Genomic DNA, 18,082 nt, shown 5'->3' on the forward strand with positions numbered 1-18,082 from the left:
TGCTACACCGCCCCGGCAGTAGGGAGACCGTTGAAGTCGCCGAAGCCATCGAAGGGCCGGAGTCCGGAAAGGTCCTGGGCCTTGGCCGCAAGCACGCCCACCCGCTCTCCGTTGAGTTCCGCCATTGGCTCGATCAGCGACCAGGGATAGAGCACGAAGGCGCGCTCTGCTGCCCGGGGATGCGGAAGTGTAAGTTCGGGATCGGAGCTCACCACATCGCCGTAAACAATGACGTCCACGTCCAGGGTCCGCGGCCCCCACCTCACGTCACGAACACGAAGGTGCTTGTTTTCCACCGCTTGGCAGTGCCGGAGCAGTTCCATAGGGCTCAGCGTGGTCTCCACGGACATCACCATGTTCAGGAAGTCCGGCTGGTCCTGCGGTCCGCCGACCGGCTTCGTCTGCATGACGGGCGAGACTGCGAGCAGCCGCACTTCCGGCCTGTCCACCAGATCCGCGACCGCGCTGGAGAGGGTGTCGTTCCGCTCCCCCAAATTGCTGCCAAGCGCCAGGACGGCGTGCGTGTACGGCAGTGTTGCCCGCAAACTCATTCTCGCTCCCGATGGACGCTGACAGAGACGTCACCGAACTCGACGTCGATGGGCGCCTGCGGTTTGTGGACAGTGATATCGACGGCGGACAGGGGAAACTCCTGCAGCAGGTCCTCAGCAATACGCACGGCAAGCGCCTCGATGAGGTTTACCGGTTCGCCGGTGATCCACTTCCTGATCCGGCCGGCCACCTCGCCGTAGTGCGCAGTATCTGAGACGTCGTCCGAGGCGGCCGCCTTGGCGAAGTCCAGGTGCAGCACGGCATCAACAATGAACGGCTGGCCGTCACGGCGCTCGAAGTCGAACACTCCGTGATTCCCCATAGCGGTAACGCCGCTCAACGTGATCTTGTCCATCCAGCCTTCCCCTTGTCGGTTGGTGGTGCGTCAGATACTGACGCGTGCTTGAGCCAGGCGGGCAGCAACCTTGACGGCGTCGAGGCTGGGGCCGACGTCGTGGACGCGGACGGCCCAGGCGCCACGGGCAGCGCAGATGGCGGTGATGGCTGCTGTTGCCGCATCACGCTCGTCGGGGGCAGCGGACTTGCCGGCCACCGTGAGGAGCGTGCCGAGGAAGCGCTTGCGCGATGCCCCCACCAGGACCCGGTGGCCCAAGGCCTCCAGCAAATCCAGGTTCCGCAGCAGTTCCCAGTTCTGTTCGTCGGTCTTGGAGAAGCCGATCCCCGGATCCAGAATGATCTGCCCGGGTGCCACGCCTGCCGCATACAGCTTGTCGCGGACACCGGTCAGTTCTGCCACGACGTCCTCGGCCACATTCGAATACTCCGTGAGGGAGTTCATGGTGCGGGCGTCGCCGCGGCGGTGGGTCAGCACGTAGGGAACCTTGCTGGCGGCCACGAGTTCGGCCATGCCCGGTTCGATGCTGAGTCCGGAGACGTCATTGATGATGGCAGCGCCGGCGTCCACAGCTGCGGCCGCCGTCGAGGTGTGGATAGTGTCGATGCTGACCAAGGCTCCGGCCTTGACCAGAGCGGCGATCACGGGCAGTACGCGGCGCTGTTCTTCTTCAGGGCTGACGTCCTCGGCTCCTGGCCTGGTGGACTCGCCCCCGACGTCGATGATGTCCGCTCCGGCGTAGAACATCCTTAGGCCAGCGGCGATAGCGGTGTCCGGAGTGGCGTTCTTCCCGCCGTCGCTGAAGGAATCAGGGGTGACGTTCAGGATCCCCATTACAAGGGTGCGGTCAGTGGGCAGGCCATCCAATGTTGCGGCCGGCCGCGGTTTGCGGAGTATAGGCAGCGGAGATGTTGCGGGTCCGGTTCCAGGTGCTGCAGCTAGGGAGTCCATAGTCTGTTGTTACCTTCCGATGATGAGGCTCATTGCTTCGGCGCGGGTTGCCGGGTCATGCAGTTGCCCCCGTACCGCACTGGTGACGGTTTTGGCACCTGGCTTGCGGATGCCGCGCATTGACATGCACAGGTGTTCACATTCGACGACGACGATCGCTCCCCGTGGTTTGAGGTGGGTGACCAGGGCCTCAACAATCTGGGTGGTGAGGCGTTCCTGAACCTGCGGACGCTTGGCGAACATGTCCACGAGCCTGGCCAGCTTACTCAAGCCTGTCACTTTACCGTCGTGCGAGGGGATGTAACCAACGTGGGCCACCCCGTGGAACGGCACCAGGTGGTGCTCGCAGGTTGAGTAGAACGGGATGTCCTTAACCAGCACCAGCTCCTCATGATCGAGGTCGAAGGTGGTGGACAGGATCTCTGCGGGGTCGTGATGCAGGCCGGCAAACATCTCGGAGTAGGCCTTGGCGACCCGCTTGGGGGTGTCCTGCAGCCCACCGCGGTCCGGGTCCTCGCCTATGGCGAGCAGGATCTCCCGGACAGCGGCTTCGATCCGTGGCCGGTCAACTTTGATGCCCCGGTGTCCCGCAGGATTCTCGGCAGCAGAAAGGTAACCGACCTCGGTGAGGTCGTCATGGTCGTAGTGGTTCACAAGACGAGTTTAGCCGTGGCCGGGTACATCAGGCCCGACGTCGGTGCTGCCCCCAAAGACCTCCTGGCCTGCCACACCCTGCGGATGCGGAGGCTGGGCGTCCAGTGGCTCATCCATGCGGGCCTCCGTGGCCTCCTCCTGGGCTTCACGCTCAGCTTTCTCCAGGCGCGACTCAACAGGGCCTGCCTTTTGCACCGGACGCGACTCCTTGGACAGCCAGACCTCGCGGAAATCACGCTTGCGGATGTCACGGAAAATATCGGCAATTTCGGCCTGGTTCAGGGTTTCCCGTTCCAGCAGTTCAAGAGCCAGGTAGTCCAGGACATCCCGGTTTTCCGTGAGGATGGCGTAAGCCTCGTCATGGGCCTGATCGATCAGACGCCTGACTTCCTCATCGACGATGTACGCGATCTGGTCCGAGTAGTTACGCTCATGCCCGGCATCCCGGCCCAGGAACGGCTCGCCGCCACCCTGGCCCAGGCGCACCGCACCCACGCGTTCACTCATGCCGAACTCCGTGACCATCTTGCGGGCCGTGGACGTGGCCTTCTCGATGTCGTTCGAAGCCCCGGTGGAGGGATCGTGGAAGACAATTTCCTCAGCGACGCGGCCGCCCATGGCATAGGCCATCTGGTCCAGCAGCTCGTTGCGGGTCACCGAGTACTTGTCGTTGTCCGGAACCACCATGGTGTATCCAAGGGCCCGGCCACGCGGCAGGATGGTGATCTTCGTGACCGGTGCCGAGTTCCGCAGAGCTGCGGCAACGAGGGCGTGTCCGCCTTCGTGGTAAGCGGTGATCTTGCGCTCGTGCTCCTTCATGACGCGGCTGCGCTTCTGCGGCCCGGCCATGACGCGGTCAATGGCTTCATCCAGGGCGCGGTCGTCAATCAGGTTGGCGTTGGACCTGGCTGTGAGCAGGGCGGCCTCGTTCAGAACGTTGGCGAGGTCAGCACCGGTGTAGCCGGGGGTCTTCTTGGCCACAGCCTTAAGGTCGACGCCGGGCGCCATCGGCTTGCCCTTGGCGTGAACCTGGAGGATCTGGTCGCGGCCAACAAGGTCCGGAGCCTCAACGGAGATCTGCCGGTCGAAGCGGCCCGGGCGCAGGAGCGCGGGGTCCAGAACGTCGGGACGGTTGGTGGCCGCGATCAGGATGACGTTGGTCTTGACGTCGAAGCCGTCCATTTCAACCAGCAACTGGTTAAGGGTCTGCTCGCGTTCGTCATTGCCGCCGCCGATGCCGGCACCGCGGTGGCGGCCGACGGCGTCGATCTCGTCAACAAAGATGATTGCCGGTGAGTTGGCCTTGGCCTGCTCGAAGAGGTCGCGGACACGGGACGCACCCACACCGACGAACATTTCAACGAAGTCCGAGCCGGAAATGGAGAAGAACGGCACTCCGGCTTCGCCTGCCACTGCACGGGCCAGCAGGGTTTTACCGGTACCGGGAGGGCCGTACAGGAGGACACCCTTAGGGATCTTGGCGCCCACAGCCTGGAACTTGGCAGGCTCCTGGAGGAACTCCTTGATTTCCTGGAGCTCCTCAACAGCTTCGTCAGCGCCGGCGACGTCGATGAAGGTCACCTGTGGCATGTCCTTGCTGACCATTTTTGCCTTGGACTTGCCGAACTGCATGATCTTGGAGCCGCCGCCCTGCATACGGGACAACAGGAACCAGAAGAGGAGGCCGAGGAGAATTACCGGGACGAGGAGGGAGAACAGGCCTGAGAACCAGTTGCTCTCGATCGGCTGGTCCGTGTAGCCGTTGGCTGGCTTGGCGTCGGTGACTGCCTTGACGACGTCGTCGGCCCTGGCGTTGACGAAGAAGAACTGGACGCTCTTGCCCTTGTCCTGTCCGTCAATGGTCAGGTTGTCCTTGAGCGTCAGGTCCACGCGGTTCTCGGCGTCGAAAATCTTTGCCTGTTCCACCTGGCCGTTCTGCGAAAGCAGCTCAAGGCCCTTGTCTGTGTCTATTCGTGAGGCACCGCCGGGGGCGAGGGTGGCAAAGGCCAGCAGGAGCATTGCGACAACAACAATGATCCAAATTCCCGGACCCTTGAAGAAACTCTTAGCTTTCATTTGTTCGGGGCTCGCCCCGTCCCTCCTGGTAGTGCTGCACGGCGCAATTGCGCGCGCGTGAGGTACTGCTTCAGCTACTAGCTATACACCGTACGGAGTAATTCACGCACGGTGAAGACCAAAAGTTCCCTATGGGCGTAGCTTTTGCAGCACACAATGCCCGGGGGTGTGAGCCTGCATGCTGGCCGGCTTTCCGTGGAATCAGGCCTTGGGGATCAGTATCCACAGGGCTATGTAAACCAGCTCCCCCACACCCACCAGGCCGAAGATCACAAAGGCCAGGCGGACGATGAATTTGGGGATGCCGAACCGTGCAGAGAGTGCTGCACAGACACCTGCGATGATCTTGCCATTCCGGGGTCGAACCAGGGTTGCGTCCATGCGCTCATGCTAACGGGCCGGCTCGACGGAGGGAACCATCGAGCCGGCCCGGAGGCATGCCCTATCGGCAGAGCCCCTATCCGTGACGCCCGTTCAGCACGGTTACGTTCTCATAGGAGACGTCCTTACCGGTGGTCAGCACCACGAATCCGGATTGGGTTTTTCCCGACGTGACGGTCAGGTGCCGCACTGCGGTCCCATCTCCCGCGACCAGAAGGGTGATCCCCTCTTTGAAGGTAAGCACGACGTCCGCGGCGTTGCCTGTACTGCCCTCCAGCGTGATGCCGCTACGGTCCTGCCAGATGACCACAGGCTCGTCGTAGACCCCGGGATCGAGCCGGATGGTGACCGGCCGGGTATAACCGGAAGGGATGGCCCCCACCGCTGCACGGATGCTCCCGTAGTCACCCGAGCCGTCCAAGGCAACAGTGATGACCTCGGCGGGAAGCGTAACGGTCCCTCCCCGTGGACCGGCGAACCTGCCGACGAGGGCGGGGACGGCCTCGGCAGGGTCAAGCCTGTACTCGTAACGCGCCGCGGGATCGAAAGCAGTCCCGCGGGAAGGACTGTTCACCCCTGCGCAGTCCTCGAAAATGTTTCCCGAGGCAGCCAGTTCACCTTCCGGGTCCTGGATGTTCAGCGGATTCCTGACGTCCTGGAAGAAGTTCCCTTCGACCACGAGCCTGGCAGAGTTGCGGCCCAGCATTCCGTAGCTTGAAATGTCCTGCAGATAGTTGTTGTAAACGTGACCGGCCAGCACGTTGTCCAGACTGGCATTGCGCTGATGCGTGTTCCTGATCCAGTTGTGGTGGAAGGTCAGCTGCGTAACGACGTTTTCCGTCCAGCCTTCGCCGACGGCCTTGTTGTGGTCCGCAAAGACGTTCCATGAATATGTCACGAAATCGCAGTCCTTGCGGGTATCCACCAAGCCGTCCCCCAACCGGGTGAAATACATGTGGTCCACCCAGATATGGTGCGAGGTGTCCACCTGGATTCCGTCACGGTCGTTGTCGGGCCGCTTTCCTTCGAAATCTCCCGGGATGTACGAATCGCGCACTGTGAAGTTCCGGAAGATCACGTTGGCGATGTTGATGAGCTTGAAACCGGCATTCACCACTTCTGCGTCAGAACCAGCGCCAAGGAAGGACTTGTTCGATTGGACCCGCAGCTTTTCGTAGGCGGGGAAGGCGATGCTGCCGTGCAGGATGACCACAAGAGCCTCTGTTGCGTTCGCGAAGGTCCGCAGGTCAGCAGGGGTGCGGGCGTGGACAATGTTTCCCCCGGCGCCCCCGGTTGTTCCGTCCAGTCCAAGCCCGGGGAGCGATGCGAACCCCGTGGGCTGATCCGGCCAGACCGTTCCGCCGAGGGTGCTGCTGTTGGGCAGGCCTGCCTCCAGGTATCCGTTCCCCTCCCTGGCGGCTCTGGCGTCGCGGGACAGGTCATTGGCTGCGGCATCATTGGCTGCGGCGGCCGGTCCCCCGGCGAGCAGGGAAGTGGTGGCCGTCAGCCCTCCCCCGAGCAGGGCTGTTGCCAGCAGGGCCCTGCGGGAAGGGACAGTAATTGCCTGGGCCTTGGGACTTTGCACCGTCATCTCAGTTCCCTGCCTCTGTCAGTGCCGCTGTTCCTGCGTACGGCGCCCAGTCGCCAAGGTAGTTGGCAACGGTGAACCGCTGCGCTCCCGCGGCATCGAGCTGCGGGTGGAAGGCATTGAGCCAGGCTCCCGGACCGCTGTTGTTATGTTCTCCGAACCGGCCTTCCGTCCAGGAGTGTCCGCTCATGTCCGCCCAGCCCTGCTGCGCAATGTGTGGGCCCAGCCACGAGTCACGGATGACGGCCTGGGGGTGGGCATCCGGATCGCTGCTGGCGAACCAGGGCCGGCCCAGGCTTACTGTCCCGGCTGCGGCATCACCGGTCAGCCTGCTGTTGATGATGAGGAGTCCGTACGGGTTTGAGTTCTTGGTGCTCGGGGCCACGATGTAGCCGTTGTTTGTTGGGCTGCCCCGGTCGAGGGAGTGGACAGTGCAGCCGTCCAGGACGGCCGTGCCTCGACCGTAAATAAAGTCGACGTCGCCCTCGATGTAGCAGTTCTTCAGGTAGGTGCGAGCCGTCGCGTCGCGGCCGGTGGTGTCTGCCAGGTACGTGTCCTGGTTCCCAAGGAAGCGGGTGTTGTCGAACGTGACCCTGTCGCCCACCGAGCGGACAGCGAGCGCCTGGCTGGAGCCGTTGGCGGCTTCGTCGTACGTATTCTCGACGGTCAGGTTTTTCACCGTGGTGTTCTCTGCGGCGACTGTCATGGTGGGGCTGCCCTTGGCTCCCCAGGTTCCACCGAAGAACTTCTGCTGGCCAGCGGCGGTGTTGTAGCTGAGAACGACGTCGGCCGGGTTGCCTGTGGCTCCGGTGATGGTGACGTTCCTGCGGTCCGGCCAGACGTTGGCCACCTCCCGGTAGACGCCGGGTTTCACCGTGATGGTCCGTGCCAGGGTGTTGTGGTCCGGGATGGCTCCGATCGCGGCTTGGATGCTGCCGAAATCACCCGTACCGTCAAGGGCTACGGTGATATTTTCTCCGAACACTTTTGCGGCAGAGTTCCGGGGGCCCGCGCCTTCAGAGACTATCCGGGGGACGTCCGCCGTCGTGTCCTTTTGGTACTGGTAGAACGACGACGGGTCAAACGCCGCGCCCACGTTGTCCTTGCGCCCGTAGGTCTGTCCCTTGAAGATGTTGTCGCGGTTCAGCACCTGGGTCGCGGGGTCTTTCGCGACGATGGGGTCAGCCACGGTGTCGAAGTAGTTGCCCTCCACCACAACTTTGGCCGCGTTCCTGCCCATCATGCCGTACTGGCCGATGTCCTCCAGAAAGTTGTTGTACACGTGGGCAGCGGCGGTGTTATCAAGGCTGGCGTTGCGCTGGACGGTGTTGCGGATCCAGTTGTGGTGAAGGGTCATCCGGGTAACTGCATTGTTCGTCCAGCCCACCCCGAGAGCCTTATTATGGTCCGCGAAAACGTTCCAGGAGTAGGTCAGGAAGTCCGAGTCCTTACGCGTGTCGATCATGCCGTCACCCAAACGCTCAAAAGCCATGTGGTCCACCCACACGTGGTGGCTTGTATCCAGTTGGATGCCGTCGTGGTCCCCCGTCTTGCCGTCCCAGTCACCGGGAATGTACGAATCCCTGATGGTGAAGTTCCGGAAGATGACATTGGAAACATTGATGAGCTTGAAGCCGCCATTGACCAGCTCAGGACTGTCACCCACGCCGATGAAGCTCTTGTTGGACGCGACAGGGATCTTGAAATACGCATCAAGTTTGATGGAGCCCGAAATCAGAATCACCAGCGGTTCTTCGGCCGCTGCGTAGCTCTTCAGTTCCTCGAAGGTCTCGGCGTTGACCACCCGGCCGGCCTGTCCTCCCGTGGTGCCGCTGAGTCCGTTTCCAGGCAGTGCAGCGAAGCCGTCAGGCGCCTGTTTCCAGAGTGCCTGCGCCCGGCCGTCGTCTCTGGTGCCGGTCGCTTGAGCTCCGGCAACGTGATCGGATGGCACGGCGTGAGCCGGAACTGCAGCCGCTCCTCCCACCAGACTCGCCGCCACGAGGGCGCCAAACATCGATAGAACTTTCATCCCATACTCCTTTGTGTGTGATTACTTGCTGGTTCGGCGATGACGCCGGAAGTCAGTGAATGGGCGACGCCGTCACTTCAGGCCGGTGGTTGCGATGCCGCTGATGAGGTACTTCTGCCCGGCGATGAAGAAGCCGATGATCGGCGCGATGGACACCACGGACATGGCGAACATGGGCCCCCACATGCTCTGGCCTTCGGAGTCCATGAAGGCCCGGAGAGCCAACGGGACGGTGTACAGGTCCTGGTTCTGGATGTAGATCAGCGGTCCGAAAAACTCGTTCCAGGTGGAGATGAACGTGAAGATCGCGGTGGTGGCCATGGCCGGGACGCACAAGGGCAGGATCACCTTGATGAAGGTGCGGAAGGGGCCGCAGCCATCTATCTGCGCAGCGTCATCCAACTCCACTGGCAGGGACTTCATGAACTGGACCATAAGGAAGATGAAGAACGCGTTGGTGGCCATGAAGTTCGGCACCACCAGGGGAAGGTACGTGTCCAGCCAGCCCAGCTGGGAAAAGATGATGTACTGCGGCACCAGCAGGACGTGGCCGGGCAGCATCAGGGTCCCCAGCATCAGGGCGAAGAAGAGCTTCCGTCCGGTGAACTCCATTCTGGCGAACGCGTAGGCAGCCAAGGCGCAGGAGAAGATATTGCCCGCGATGGACAGCACCACGATGACCAGGGAGTTAAAGAGGTACACGTGGAAAGGCTGGTTGAGAGCAGTCCAGCCCTCGGCATAGTTTGCGAAGTTCCAGTTCTGCGGCCACAAGCCCAGTTGCCGGAAGATGTCCTCGCTGGGCTTGACCGAGCTGGAAATGAGCCACAGCAGCGGATAGAGCATCACCAGCCCCACCAGACAGAGGATGAGGTGTTTGGTGAACCGCTGGGCGGGGGTTCCATCAGTTTCCCCGTCCGGTACGGACGGGTTCCTTTGCGGCTGTTTTTGTGACCGCTTCAAGGGAAGATCTAGCAAAGCCATGTCGGTTGCCTTAATTGTCGTAGAAGACCCAGAACTTGGATGCGATGAAGTTGATGGCGGTGAAAATCGCGATGATCATCAGCAGCACCCACGCCATAGCCGAGGCATAACCCATCTCGAACTCGGTGAAGCCCTTCTGGTACAGGTAAAGGTTGTAGAAGAGGGTGGAATCCGCCGGGCCGCCCGTGCCGCCGCTCATGACGTAGCCCTGGGTGAAGGTCTGGAACGAGCCGATGAGCTGCATGATCAGGTTGAAGAAGATGATTGGACTGATCAGCGGAATCGTGATGCTCCGGAACTGGCGCCACTTCGAGGCTCCGTCAATGGACGCAGCCTCGTAGTACATGGACGGAACCTGCCGGAGCCCGGCGAGGAAGATCACCATGGGCGAGCCAAAGGTCCAGACGTTGAGCACTATCAGGGTGCTCAGGGCGAACTCGGGGTCAGTGACCCAGGCGGGCCCCTGGATGCCGAACAGCCCCAGGAAACTATTAACGATGCCGTCATTGCCGAAGATGTACCGCCACAGCATGACGATCGCGACACTCCCACCCAGGAGGGAGGGAAGGTAGTAAACGGAGCGGTAGATCGGCAGGCCCCTGATACCGCGGTTCAGCACCAGTGCCACTGCCAGGGCCGCGGCCAGCGAGATGGGAACTGAAACGAACGTATAGACGAAGGTCACCTTCAGCGACTGCCAGAGCCTCGGGTCCTCAAACATGGCCTCAAAGTTGGCCAGCCCCACCCAGGACGGCTGGTTAAAGAGGTTGTAGTCCGTGAAGGCCAGGTACAGCGAAGCGAAGAACGGGATCACCGTGAACAGCATGCCGATGAACCACGGCAGCAGGAACAGGTAACCGGACCGCTGCCGTTTCCGGGAAGAAACCTTGCGGGAGCCCCGGCCCGGCAGGTCCGCGATGGAACCCGCCGGCACGGTCTTTGGCTGTTTAGTCAGGACCGACATGGTGTCAGGCTCCAATCGCGAGGACGGCCGGGCTACTTGTTGATGGCTGCATTGCTCTTCTCAAGGAAGGTCTTGGCAGCATCGGACGGGCTGATCCGGCCGAATTCAACCTCGGTGGTTAGCTGCTTGAGGGTGTCGGCAACAACGCTTGCGCCCTTGGGGTAAACGTAGGCCTCGGGGAGTTCGTCCTCCTGGATGGCCGCCATCATGTCAACGAACGTCTTGTCGTCCTTGCTGAGCTTGGACGTGATGGACTCAGCAACGTCGGGATTGATGGGCACGCCGCGCTGGGTGAGAGTGTGCGCCGCGCCGTCGCTGTCGTTGGTCAGGAAGTCCACCAGCTTGGCTGCTTCCTTGGGGTGCTTGGACTTTGCAGCGACTGACCAGAGCATGGTGGGATCAGCAGAGTAGCCCCGCCGTTCACCCGTGGTTTCTCCGGGAATGCGAAGGAGGACCAGGTCTCCTTCTACGGCCTCGTTGTAACCCTTGAAGTTGTTGATGGGGATGATCTGGGAGGCAACGGTCCCCTTTGCCAGATAAGACTGGGCCGGTGATCCACCGATCTGCTCAAAGAAACCTGCGGGCGGATACCCCCCGGCTTTGCGGAGGTCCACACTGTACTGGAACCAGTCACGGATGGTTTCCTCACTGACACCGAGCTTGTTGTCCTTGGTGTAGAAGTCTTCCCCACGCTGACGGGCGAGGAGGATCGGCCCGGTTTCGGTGGCCACGTCATAGCCTGCGCCGTAAACCTTTCCACCAGTCTTCTGCGTCACCTCGCTGGCAAACTTGGCGTAGTCTTCCCAGCTCCAGGTCTTGTCGTCAGGTATGGCCACCCCGGCCTGGTCCGTGATGGTTTTGTTGACCACCATGCCGATTGTTGTCACCCCCGTTGCCAGTCCGTACAGCTTTCCATCGACGGTTCCACGGCTGAGCACCGTCTCCGGTACGGCGTCGAGCTTGAGTTCCGGGAGGGTCTTGAGGTCCGCCAGAGCGCCGCGCTGTGCGTATTCGAGGAGGCTGCGGTTCGCCATGGCGAGAACGTCCGGCGGGTTCCCGCCCGCAAAGCGGGTGGCCAGCTTGTCCGCGTAGGGTCCGCTGTCCTGATATTCGGTCTTGACCTTGATGCCGGGGTTCTTCTCCTCAAAGACGCGGAGGGCAGCTTCAGTGACCTTCGCTCGGTTGGCATCACCCCAGAACACGAAGTTGAGTTCCACGGTGCCGTTCTGGCCAGCCGGGTTTCCCGAGCCGGCGCAGCCGGTCAGGGCCAGGCCGAGCGTGAGCCCGGCTGCTGCTAGGACGGTTCTGCGGGTGTGGGGCTGCACTGTCATCTTCATCGAATGACAACCTCTCTGGTTTGAAAGTTCTGTAGAAAGCTCGTAGGGGGATGAAAAACATTTGCGAAAGTTTCCGTTAGTAAGCCCGCGGACCGGAAGACCTGCGACGTGCGGACACTTCCCCTGAAGTTCGGCTCAGTAAACGATTTCTAGCAAGGAACCACTGTGACTGTCAACACATGCTCGAAAATTCGCGGGCTAAGAAACTTTCTGAGTACTTGCCTATTTGTTTCCGATTGGTTAGTCTCATCCAACCCACGAACTTCCGGACGAAAGGAACCGCAATGGTCCCCGGCCACCGTCACAGCAATGCCGTGGACCTTCGAGTCGGCGGTGCAGGAATTCTCCGTTATCAGAGCGGAAGCGCCTTGGACGGCAGGCAGTCCCCGCGGCCCTTCCTGCACCCGGTTCAAACCCTGTCAGGCACCTTGGTCACAGATTCCGAGCCTCCGGACCACTCGCATCACCTGGGAATCTCAGTCGCCTTCTCGGACGTGAGCGGCACCAATTACTGGGGCGGACGAACCTTCACGCCAGCCGGCGGCGCTGTCTTGTTGGCAAATCATGGCCGGCAGGAGGTCACTGACGTCTACTCCGGAAAGGACTCCATCAGTGAGAATCTGGACTGGATCGGAGCCGGCGGCAACATCCAGGCAGTTGAGCGCCGCCGCATCCAGGTGATGAGGCACGGCGATCCGCGGGCCTGGGCCATGAGCATCAGCTCCACCATCCGGCCTGCGGACGGACTGGAAGTGCTGGAAGTATCTTCCTCGGCGGTCAAGGGAAGGCCCGGGGCCGGGTATGGCGGCATCTTCTGGCGCTTCCCCCGGGATGCCCGCGCAGAACTGGTACTGACTGAAGCCGGAGCGGGTACCGGTCTTGCCCACGGTTCCCTTTCACCCTGGCTGTCTGTAGCCGCGATCGTCGCGGGAAGGCGCGCGAGCGTAATCCTGGCCCAGGATCCCGGAATGGCGCTTCCCTGGTTCCTGCGGACCGAAGGTTATCTCGGGGCAGGCCCCGCCGTCGCCTGGGACAACAGCAGGACCGTCTCCCGGCACAACCCGCTCAATCTGACCCTTCACGCCGTCGTGATGGACGGGGTGGTGGATTCTCCCGCCCAGGTGCGCAGGCTCTTGAACCTTCACCCGACCCTCCGCCAGCAGAGTTTCCAGCCGGCCCTCACTCACCGATAGGATCCAGTGACTTCCGCAGACAGCAAGCCCACGTTCAACAACCCCATCCTCAATGCAGACTGGCCTGATCCTGATGCCATCGAGGTGGATGGCTACTACTACCTCATTTCGTCAAGTTTCAACCGGGCCCCCGGACTGCCTGTTCTCCGTTCGCGCAACCTGGTGGACTGGGAGCATCTTGGGCATGCACTGAAAGCACTCCCGCCTGTGGACCACTTTTCCCTGGTCCGGCATGGAAGCGGGGTCTGGGCGCCGGCGCTCCGTCACCACGACGGCCGTTTCTGGATTTTCTATCCCGACCCTGACCACGGCATATTCGTGCTCCATTCCGAGAAGGCAGAGGGCCCTTGGAGCGAGCCGCACCTGCTTTACCCCGGCCGCGGAATCATCGATCCCTGCCCCCTCTGGGATGAGGATGGTGAGGCTTATCTGGTCCATGGCTGGGCAAAGAGCAGGATCGGGCTCAAGAACGTCCTGACGGTGCACCGGATGAGCCCGGACGCCTCCCGGCTGCTGGACAGCGGCACCCACGTTATTAAGGGCGAAGATTTTCCGGGATACACCACCATCGAGGGGCCCAAATTCTACAAACGCGATGGCTGGTACTGGATTTTTGCACCCGCAGGAGGAGTAGCCACGGGATGGCAGTCAGTGTTCCGCGCGCGCTCACCCTTCGGGCCCTATGAAGCGCGTAAGGTCCTGGAGCAGGGAAACAGCCCTGTCAACGGTCCCCATCAAGGCGCCTGGGTCACCTCACCTGCCGGCCAGGACTGGTTCCTCCACTTCCAGGACCGCGGCCCTTACGGCCGGGTGGTCCATCTTCAGCCCATGGGATGGGGCGACGACGGCTGGCCGTGGATGGGGGCCCAATCCGCTGACGCTCCAGCCGGGACTCCGGTAATGAGCCATGCGTATCCACAAGGGACGGCCCCCGACGCCGTCCGCCTTCCGGCGTCGGACGGCTTCCGCAAAACGACGTTGGGGAACCAATGGCACTGGCAGGCCAACCCGCAGGCTGACTGGCTGTCCCTGCCAGGCGACGGGCGGGCCATCCTCCGTTCCTTGCCCAACGATCCCGGCAATCTCCGGGAGTTGCCCAACGTCCTGGGCCAGATCCTTCCGGGTGTCCCGTCCGTCTTCAGCACGTCAATCGAACTGGGCGATGTTCCGGCGGGAACCCGGGCCGGGGTGGTGGTGCTGGGATTGGAGTACGCCTGGCTTGGCCTCAGGAGAACCCCAACCGGGGTGCAACTGACCGCAGGCACCGGAGGGAGCACGCCGCAGGAGGAGCCGCTTGGTGCCCAGGTGGCGCTTCCGGCCGGTGCGATAGAGCTGCGGGTCCGCACTGATGCAAAGCAGCGTGCGCATTTCGCCTGGCGTCCGGGGGGAACCGGCGAATGGCACGAGCAGGACTGGGAGTTCGCCCTGACCAAGGGCCATTGGATCGGGGCGGAGTTAGGGATCTTCGCTACCTCACCCAGAGGTTCCAGCGGGACGGGCGATGTTATCGTGGGGACAGTACAGCTGGAAGCCGCACGTACTGCACAGGAACAATCGCCGGAGTTTGCGGGATCCGCACAACTATGACTCCTAGGACTTCCACTTTGGCCACGCCACCATCGACGCCCGCTTCCCGCTCCACCATTGCGGATGTGGCAACGGCTGCGGGTGTGTCCGTTCCGACAGTCTCCAAAGTCCTCAATGGCCGTGCCCACGTTTCCCAGGAGACCCGGGACCGCGTTAACACCGCCGTCGAGGAACTGGGCTACAACAAGAGAAAAACCCAGGTCAACGGGGCACGGTTGCTGCAACTCGTAGTGAATAACTTCGACAGCCCCTGGGTCCTTGAGATCCTCAAGGGCACGGAGGCAGCCGCCGCCCGCCAGGGCTACAACGTGTTGTGCACCAAAACAGAACATGTGTCGTCCGAGGAGTGGCGGAAACTCCGCCGCTCCTCAACCAATCAGCTCGCCGGGGTGATGTTGCTGGCTCCGCACCGGGGGTCACGACTGGTGACGGCACTGCGCTCGCTGAACATTCCCGCCGTCGCCCTTGATCCTCAAGGCAACGAGGCACTCGCAATTCCGAGCGTCGGGCCGGCATCATTCTCGGGGGCAATGCTCGCAGTGGACCATCTTCTCAAGCTGGGTCACCGGAGGATCGGAATGATTACCGGCGGGGGCGCTGATTCCGTCCACAGTCCCGCCCGTTATGCCGCTTATGCCACAGCGCTGAGGTCGGCGGGGATAGAATTGAACCCCGATTTTGTGCGCGACGGCAACTTCAGCATCGAGGCCGGACTCCGGCTCGGCGGCGAACTCCTGGACCTGGACCCGAGACCCACCGCGGTATTCGCCGGGAACGACCTTCAGGCGTTGGGTCTGATGAGTGCCGCCGCCGCGAGATCCATCAAGGTTCCTGAAGAGCTCAGCGTGGTTGGGTTCGACGACATTGCCCAGGCAGCGCTGACATCACCGCCCCTGACAACCATCCGGCAGCCTTCAGAACAGATGGGCGGGCTCGCCGTCGGCATGCTGGTGGACCAGATCGAAAACGCACCAGCCGCTCCACGCTCCATAGAGTTGGCCACGGAACTGATCCAGAGGGGCTCCACCGCGCCGTACCGGCAGCCTTCCTGAAAGTTGCCCTTGGCCCGGGGATAGCGGTTAGTTGTTCCTTCCCCTGGCCGCTACTGTCCAAGTGCCGCTATAGATCCCATCTGTGACCAGACTGACCTCATCAACGAGGTTCATGGTCAGGCAAACGTGGTTGGGGATGACCCTGAGCCGCTGCCCGCGTTCCGGAAGTTCCGCTCCTGGCGGCCACTGCACTGTGGCGTGGTGTTCCGAGAGCGCGATGATCCTCGCAGCAGGGTAGTCGAGCAACCGCCCATACCCGGTGGCCCACGGGGCACGGTCGCTGCCCAAGATCTTGCTTCCGGCATCGATGATGAAACGCCCTGGCTCGTCCGGGCCGGTCGTATGGTGGCTGACAACCGTGCTGGCGACAGTAAGTGCGATGTCCTCAGGGCTGCACCGCTCAAGCTCGAGCTGCTGCGCGTCGCCAAAAACATACACACCCGGCCTCAGTTCTGTGCATGCTGTTTCCCCGCCGAGCAGGGCAGTTGGCGTCGATCCGCCGCTGAGCTCCAAGAGCGTGAAGCCCGCGGAAGTAAGGGCCGCGGCGGCCTGGCGAAGGACTGCGTCTTCTTCCTTCGCAGCGAGACGAGGCATGCCGGGTTTGTAGCTGTGGCCGGGGAAGGTGAAAATCCCTGTGACATCCAGGCCGGCGTCGGCTGCGGCCAACGCGACGGCGACAGCTGACTCGGGATTAACCCCGCTGCGGTGGTGTCCGCTGTCCAGCTCCACCCGGACGCCGATTCTTTCCGCATCCTTTCCGAGGCTCCTTCCCATGTAGGAAGCGCTCTCGGCAGAGTCCACGCCTACCGTGATGCGGGTGATCTCCGTGAGGCGCCGCAGCCTTTCGGCTTGCCGGACACCCACCCAGAGCGGGTATGCGATGAAAATATCCTCGACTCCGTCCTGCGCGAAGACTTCGGCCTCACCGATGGTTGCCACAGTCAGCCCTACTGCCCCAGCCGCGAGCTGTCTGGCCGCAATTTCCAGGACTTTGTGGGTTTTGGCGTGAGGGCGCAGCTTCACGCCGCGGCTGCTGGTGGCCGATGCCATCCTGGCGATATTGCGGTCCAGGATTCCGACGTCGATCATGACGTCCGGGGTGGTGATCTCATCGGGAACAGTCACTCGGGGCCTCCGTTAATCAAGATCCGCTGGGAGTCGCAGGGAATTTACCTGCGGTTTACGCGCTAAGTCTTGCCCGGATGGCCGGCCTGCGACAGACTCATTCCCATCTGATGAACGGATCCGCGTGGCGATTGAACGTAATCGAGTGAATTCGTTCGGCCAAACCACGTGCGACACGAACGCCTCGACGCGTTCCGGCTCTGGGCGATGACGCCGGCAGGGAGCCCGCCAACCGGGAGGATCGTCATGACAGGATCGTTTGAAGTATTCGTTGATTCGGAGCGCTATTTCAGATTCCGGCTCAAGGCTCCGGATGGAACCATCATGGCTGTCTCCATGGCCTTTGAGGACAAACCCGCGGCGGTGGCCGGCATAACTGCCGTACGTGAGTATGCCGGAATGGGGCTTATCACCGACCTCTGTCCGGCCGGTTTGTCCACCCGCACCCCGGAACCTGCGTTTTCCGGTGAAACACCGCGTCCAATGGGTGAACGGCTGAGCAATGACCACAGCAACAGGCCTGGTGATCACCGAACAGCCGCTGACCATTTCAGGACGCGTGCCAGGACCTTGCGCCAGGCAGCGGCCGGACCACGCTGGACCCACCTGGTCTGAGACTCACCAGCGACCCATCTGGTCTGAGACCTGTGGGGGTCCCAGACCATTGCGGGCTAACAGTCCAGGGGTTACTCGTAGACGTGCGGCGCCAGGGTGCCTACGAAATCCAGGTTGCGGTACTTTTCCGCGTAGTCCAGCCCGTAGCCGACGACGAATTCATTGGGAATGTCGAACCCTACGTACTTAACGTCGATCTGAACCTTGGCTGCCGTGGGCTTGCGGAAGGCTGTGCAGATTTCCACTGACGCGGTGCCGCGGGACTCAAGGTTGGTCTTCAGCCATGACAGGGTGAGGCCGGAATCGATGATGTCCTCAACGATCAGCACATCCTTGCCCATGAGGTCCGTATCCAGGTCCTTAAGGATGCGGACCACGCCGGAGGACTGGGTGCCGGAGCCATAGGAAGAAACAGCCATCCAGTCCATGGAAACGTGGCTGTGGAGTGCCCTGGCGAGGTCAGCCATGACCATCACTGCACCCTTGAGGACACCGACGATAAGGAGCTCGCGTCCCTCGTAGTCCCTGTCGATTTCCGCAGCGAGCTCGGTAATCCGCTGTTGGATCTGTTCCTTGGTGTAGAGAACGTGCTTAAGATCTGCCTGGACGTCGTTTGAATCCACCAATGGCTCCTGTGTAGAT

At 62.0% G+C, this 18,082-nt stretch carries 17 protein-coding genes; 4 read left to right on the top strand and 13 right to left on the bottom strand.

Annotated elements, in window-relative coordinates; all coding sequences use genetic code 11:
* Positions 1–2: 2 nt before the first annotated feature.
* The 11 genes from folK to M1E02_RS20085 form a co-directional block, all read right to left on the bottom strand.
* Positions 3–551 carry a 2-amino-4-hydroxy-6-hydroxymethyldihydropteridine diphosphokinase gene (folK, locus tag M1E02_RS20035; RefSeq protein WP_479375921.1) on the bottom strand — a complete coding sequence of 183 codons (549 nt, stop codon included), beginning with the start codon at positions 549–551 and terminating at the stop codon, positions 3–5.
* Positions 548–907 carry a dihydroneopterin aldolase gene (folB, locus tag M1E02_RS20040; protein WP_479375922.1) on the bottom strand — a complete coding sequence of 120 codons (360 nt, stop codon included), beginning with the start codon at positions 905–907 and terminating at the stop codon, positions 548–550. The genes folK and folB overlap by 4 nt, the downstream gene beginning before the upstream one ends.
* Positions 908–937: 30 nt before the next feature.
* Complete coding sequence (gene folP / locus M1E02_RS20045) at positions 938–1,858, bottom strand: dihydropteroate synthase (RefSeq protein ID WP_479375923.1); 921 nt, start codon at positions 1,856–1,858, stop codon at positions 938–940.
* Positions 1,859–1,867: 9 nt separating this feature from the next.
* Positions 1,868–2,512 carry a GTP cyclohydrolase I FolE gene (folE, locus tag M1E02_RS20050; protein WP_372489797.1) on the bottom strand — a complete coding sequence of 215 codons (645 nt, stop codon included), beginning with the start codon at positions 2,510–2,512 and terminating at the stop codon, positions 1,868–1,870.
* Between the two features lie 9 nt (positions 2,513–2,521).
* Positions 2,522–4,588, bottom strand: coding sequence for an ATP-dependent zinc metalloprotease FtsH (ftsH, locus tag M1E02_RS20055; protein WP_479375924.1), 2,067 nt, complete (start codon positions 4,586–4,588; stop codon positions 2,522–2,524).
* 201 nt (positions 4,589–4,789) lie between these two features.
* Positions 4,790–4,969, bottom strand: a complete 180-nt coding sequence (locus tag M1E02_RS20060) for a PspC domain-containing protein (RefSeq protein WP_458112777.1) — start codon at positions 4,967–4,969, stop codon at positions 4,790–4,792.
* 76 nt (positions 4,970–5,045) lie between these two features.
* On the bottom strand, positions 5,046–6,560 hold the full coding sequence (locus M1E02_RS20065) for a pectinesterase family protein (RefSeq protein WP_479375925.1): 1,515 nt from the start codon (positions 6,558–6,560) through the stop codon (positions 5,046–5,048).
* Position 6,561: 1 nt separating this feature from the next.
* Positions 6,562–8,586 carry a pectinesterase family protein gene (locus tag M1E02_RS20070; RefSeq protein WP_479375926.1) on the bottom strand — a complete coding sequence of 675 codons (2,025 nt, stop codon included), beginning with the start codon at positions 8,584–8,586 and terminating at the stop codon, positions 6,562–6,564.
* A gap of 72 nt (positions 8,587–8,658) precedes the next feature.
* The gene (locus tag M1E02_RS20075; protein ID WP_479375927.1) at positions 8,659–9,567 is read right to left on the bottom strand and encodes a carbohydrate ABC transporter permease; all 909 of its coding nucleotides are present in this window, start codon (positions 9,565–9,567) and stop codon (positions 8,659–8,661) included.
* Between the two features lie 10 nt (positions 9,568–9,577).
* Positions 9,578–10,531, bottom strand: a complete 954-nt coding sequence (locus tag M1E02_RS20080) for a carbohydrate ABC transporter permease (protein WP_479375928.1) — start codon at positions 10,529–10,531, stop codon at positions 9,578–9,580.
* Positions 10,532–10,563: 32 nt separating this feature from the next.
* The gene (locus M1E02_RS20085; RefSeq protein ID WP_479375929.1) at positions 10,564–11,868 is read right to left on the bottom strand and encodes an ABC transporter substrate-binding protein; all 1,305 of its coding nucleotides are present in this window, start codon (positions 11,866–11,868) and stop codon (positions 10,564–10,566) included.
* 284 nt (positions 11,869–12,152) lie between these two features.
* Between M1E02_RS20085 and M1E02_RS20090 the strand changes: the two genes are divergently transcribed.
* From M1E02_RS20090 to M1E02_RS20100, 3 genes are read left to right on the top strand one after another with little or no spacing between them, the layout of a single operon-like run.
* Positions 12,153–13,061 (top strand): DUF6807 domain-containing protein, encoded by a 909-nt coding sequence (locus tag M1E02_RS20090; RefSeq protein WP_479375930.1) that lies wholly within the window; start codon positions 12,153–12,155, stop codon positions 13,059–13,061.
* 6 nt (positions 13,062–13,067) lie between these two features.
* The gene (locus M1E02_RS20095) at positions 13,068–14,648 is read left to right on the top strand and encodes a glycoside hydrolase family 43 protein (RefSeq protein WP_479375931.1); all 1,581 of its coding nucleotides are present in this window, start codon (positions 13,068–13,070) and stop codon (positions 14,646–14,648) included.
* Positions 14,645–15,700 (top strand): LacI family DNA-binding transcriptional regulator, encoded by a 1,056-nt coding sequence (locus M1E02_RS20100; protein WP_479375932.1) that lies wholly within the window; start codon positions 14,645–14,647, stop codon positions 15,698–15,700. Before M1E02_RS20095 ends, M1E02_RS20100 begins: the two co-directional genes overlap by 4 nt.
* Positions 15,701–15,727: 27 nt before the next feature.
* On the opposite strand, the gene M1E02_RS20105 is transcribed toward M1E02_RS20100, so the two are convergent.
* Positions 15,728–16,789: an alanine racemase gene (locus M1E02_RS20105; RefSeq protein WP_479378232.1), complete on the bottom strand. Its 1,062-nt coding sequence runs from the start codon at positions 16,787–16,789 to the stop codon at positions 15,728–15,730.
* A 282-nt stretch (positions 16,790–17,071) separates the two neighbouring features.
* Between M1E02_RS20105 and M1E02_RS20110 the strand changes: the two genes are divergently transcribed.
* Positions 17,072–17,440, top strand: a complete 369-nt coding sequence (locus M1E02_RS20110; RefSeq protein WP_479375933.1) for a YegP family protein — start codon at positions 17,072–17,074, stop codon at positions 17,438–17,440.
* A 71-nt stretch (positions 17,441–17,511) separates the two neighbouring features.
* Here M1E02_RS20110 and hpt read toward each other — a convergent pair whose 3' ends face one another.
* On the bottom strand, positions 17,512–18,063 hold the full coding sequence (hpt, locus tag M1E02_RS20115) for a hypoxanthine phosphoribosyltransferase (protein ID WP_479375934.1): 552 nt from the start codon (positions 18,061–18,063) through the stop codon (positions 17,512–17,514).
* Between the last annotated feature and the right edge of the window lie 19 nt (positions 18,064–18,082).

Source organism: Arthrobacter sp. Z5-13, assembly GCF_056499105.1.

Bases quoted from the DNA above. Each gene is read 5' to 3' on its own strand.
- M1E02_RS20110 (WP_479375933.1), top strand. From the start codon at position 17,072: ATGACAGGATCGTTTGAAGTATTCGTTGATTCGGAGCGCTATTTCAGA.
- folK (WP_479375921.1), bottom strand. From the start codon at position 551: ATGAGTTTGCGGGCAACACTGCCGTACACGCACGCCGTCCTGGCGCTT.
- M1E02_RS20105 (WP_479378232.1), bottom strand. From the start codon at position 16,789: ATGATCGACGTCGGAATCCTGGACCGCAATATCGCCAGGATGGCATCG.
- folP (WP_479375923.1), bottom strand. From the start codon at position 1,858: ATGGACTCCCTAGCTGCAGCACCTGGAACCGGACCCGCAACATCTCCG.
- M1E02_RS20085 (WP_479375929.1), bottom strand. From the start codon at position 11,868: ATGAAGATGACAGTGCAGCCCCACACCCGCAGAACCGTCCTAGCAGCA.
- M1E02_RS20070 (WP_479375926.1), bottom strand. From the start codon at position 8,586: ATGAAAGTTCTATCGATGTTTGGCGCCCTCGTGGCGGCGAGTCTGGTG.
- M1E02_RS20080 (WP_479375928.1), bottom strand. From the start codon at position 10,531: ATGTCGGTCCTGACTAAACAGCCAAAGACCGTGCCGGCGGGTTCCATC.
- M1E02_RS20065 (WP_479375925.1), bottom strand. From the start codon at position 6,560: ATGACGGTGCAAAGTCCCAAGGCCCAGGCAATTACTGTCCCTTCCCGC.
- M1E02_RS20060 (WP_458112777.1), bottom strand. From the start codon at position 4,969: ATGGACGCAACCCTGGTTCGACCCCGGAATGGCAAGATCATCGCAGGT.
- M1E02_RS20100 (WP_479375932.1), top strand. From the start codon at position 14,645: ATGACTCCTAGGACTTCCACTTTGGCCACGCCACCATCGACGCCCGCT.
- ftsH (WP_479375924.1), bottom strand. From the start codon at position 4,588: ATGAAAGCTAAGAGTTTCTTCAAGGGTCCGGGAATTTGGATCATTGTT.
- folB (WP_479375922.1), bottom strand. From the start codon at position 907: ATGGACAAGATCACGTTGAGCGGCGTTACCGCTATGGGGAATCACGGA.
- M1E02_RS20090 (WP_479375930.1), top strand. From the start codon at position 12,153: ATGGTCCCCGGCCACCGTCACAGCAATGCCGTGGACCTTCGAGTCGGC.
- M1E02_RS20075 (WP_479375927.1), bottom strand. From the start codon at position 9,567: ATGGCTTTGCTAGATCTTCCCTTGAAGCGGTCACAAAAACAGCCGCAA.